The sequence below is a fragment of the Oleiphilus sp. HI0067 genome (assembly GCF_001635735.1).
Genome location: NZ_LWFI01000881.1, coordinates 1 through 1,745 on the forward strand (window position 1 = coordinate 1; position 1,745 = coordinate 1,745).

Genomic DNA, 1,745 nt, shown 5'->3' on the forward strand with positions numbered 1-1,745 from the left:
ACGCTACTTGAAAAATAGAGATACCCTTATCGCCGGCATCGAAAAGCTTGGCTTCACAACCTTACTACAAGGTGATTTACGCTCACCATTTATTAGTACGTTTTTAAACCCGCAGTATGAAAGTTATCGCTTCAATACCTTTTATGACGGATTAAAAAAACGCGGTTTCGTTATTTACCCCGGAAAAGTAAGCCAAGCAGATTGCTTCCGAATCGGCACGATTGGCCACGTATTTCCTGAAGATATTCAAAGACTTATTCAAGCAGTTTCTGAAGAACGCTATTGGCTATAAACACGCGAGATATTTATGAACAACACAAATAACACTGTTCAAGCCGCCATTTTTGATTGGGCAGGCACCACTGTTGATTTCGGTTCTGTCGCACCGATAGAAGCGTTCAAAGCTTTATTCGAACATGAAGACATTACGGTTAGCGATGCTGACTGTCGCGCTCCAATGGGCACAGAGAAGAGCGAGCACATTCGACAAATGCTCGCCATGCCAAAGATTGCACAGCAGTGGGAGACTCTTTATCAAAGAAGCCCATCTGAAAAAGATGTACAACGCTTATACCATGAGTTTCTACCACTGCAATTAGAGACAATCCAAGAGTTTAGTCAGGTCATCCCGGGCTGTTTAGATACGATGGCCTACCTTAAGGACAAAAAGATCAAAATCGGCTCGAATACTGGTTACAACGAAGAGATGTACGCCTTAGTTGCAAAAACAGCCGAGCAACAAGGTTTCACTACCCAGTCGAATGTATGCGCTACACAAGTTAGCAAGGGGCGTCCTTACCCATATATGGCGCAAGCAGTCATGGAAGAGCTCGGTATACTTGACGCGGCGACTTGTATAAAAGTTGATGACACTGAAACGGGACTAGAGGAAGGCCGCCATGCTGGCATGTGGACAGTTGGTGTATCCATTTCAGGCAACGCCCTTGGACTGCGACAAGCGCAGTGGGAAGCGCTCAATCAGGAAGAACAGTCAAACCTAAGACAAGGTGCCGAAGAAAAACTCGCCAAAGTAAACCCGCACTACATTATCGATAGCGTCGCCGAGCTCCCAAATGTGATCGAGCGTATCAATGCACGCCTTATGAGGGGAGAGCGCCCATGAGCGAGGCAATCGCGTTAAAAAGCATCGACGAGCTATTTAGTTTATTCGAACAATATGGCAACGAGCACTATGGCGAAGGTGTCTCGCAAAGCCTACATATGCGCCAATGCGCAACACTAGCAGAACAAGAGGATGCAGGTGATGCTCTGATTGCGGCAGCCTTGTTGCACGATATTGGCCACTTTCACGCCTATGAACATAACGCAAATTACGAACAAGACTTTCACCACGAGCGGGTCGGCGTAACCATGCTTGATACGTTGTTTCCGAAACAGATCACAGACCCGATTCGATTGCACGTAGCCGCTAAGCGTTATTTGTGCGCAAAAGATGACGGTTATCTAAATAGCTTAAGTGAGGCTTCAAAACAAAGTCTTGCTGTGCAAGGAGGACCGATGACTGAAAAACAAATGCGTTCGTTCGAACAATCTAACAGCTTCAGCAATGCCATCGCATTGCGCCGTTACGATGATGAAGGCAAAAAAATCGATCAAGGTGCGGCACCGCTCAGCTACTTTCGTCCTTTATTAGAGAGACTGATTAAAAACTGATATGACCTACATTGCTGTCGTTTTGGTGCTTGCTTCTGCTTTTTGTCACGCCTTATGGAATGTCATAAGCA

At 45.9% G+C, this 1,745-nt stretch carries 2 protein-coding genes and 1 pseudogene; all 3 read left to right on the plus strand.

Annotated elements, in window-relative coordinates; all coding sequences use genetic code 11:
• Positions 1-292: pseudogene (locus A3739_RS29880) on the plus strand (2-aminoethylphosphonate--pyruvate transaminase); the annotation flags it as partial.
• A gap of 15 nt (positions 293-307) precedes the next feature.
• Complete coding sequence (gene phnX, locus A3739_RS09965) at positions 308-1,123, plus strand: phosphonoacetaldehyde hydrolase (protein ID WP_068477081.1); 816 nt, start codon at positions 308-310, stop codon at positions 1,121-1,123.
• Positions 1,120-1,674 (plus strand): HD domain-containing protein, encoded by a 555-nt coding sequence (locus A3739_RS09970; protein WP_068477083.1) that lies wholly within the window; start codon positions 1,120-1,122, stop codon positions 1,672-1,674. The genes phnX and A3739_RS09970 overlap by 4 nt, the downstream gene beginning before the upstream one ends.
• Positions 1,675-1,745 lie beyond the last annotated feature (71 nt).